The organism is Pseudomonas sp. HY13-MNA-CIBAN-0226, from assembly GCF_040310305.1.
Classification (GTDB): Bacteria; Pseudomonadota; Gammaproteobacteria; order Pseudomonadales; family Pseudomonadaceae; genus Aquipseudomonas; species Aquipseudomonas gregormendelii.
In genome coordinates this window covers 1-270 of record NZ_JBEOPS010000275.1, presented here as the reverse complement: position 1 = coordinate 270, position 270 = coordinate 1, and the positions used below count along the sequence as shown (strand labels likewise).

Genomic DNA, 270 nt, shown 5'->3' with positions numbered 1-270 from the left:
GTTTCTTATCTTCCATAAGTGGACTGTCATACTGCTTGGTATTTTTTGCGACATTATGCGGATCATGATCATCAGTCGCTTGCTCTGCAGCGGCTGGATTTGCCTTTTGTAATGCATCATCAGGGACGATACCATTATTATCATCTGCATCTTTGAGCTGATGGTTATCATGGTTAACTGTATCATTAGACTTATTCATAACCGATCCTTATTATAATAACTTTCTTCCACATCGAGCATTCGATAACTTGACTATACTCATATTAATAA

1 protein-coding gene is annotated in these 270 nt (G+C 37.0%); it reads right to left on the bottom strand.

Annotation, left to right across the window (positions count from 1 at the left end):
* On the bottom strand, positions 1-199 hold a 199-nt coding region (locus AAEZ05_RS28725; RefSeq protein ID WP_350649991.1), incomplete at its 3' end, for a hypothetical protein.
* Between the last annotated feature and the right edge of the window lie 71 nt (positions 200-270).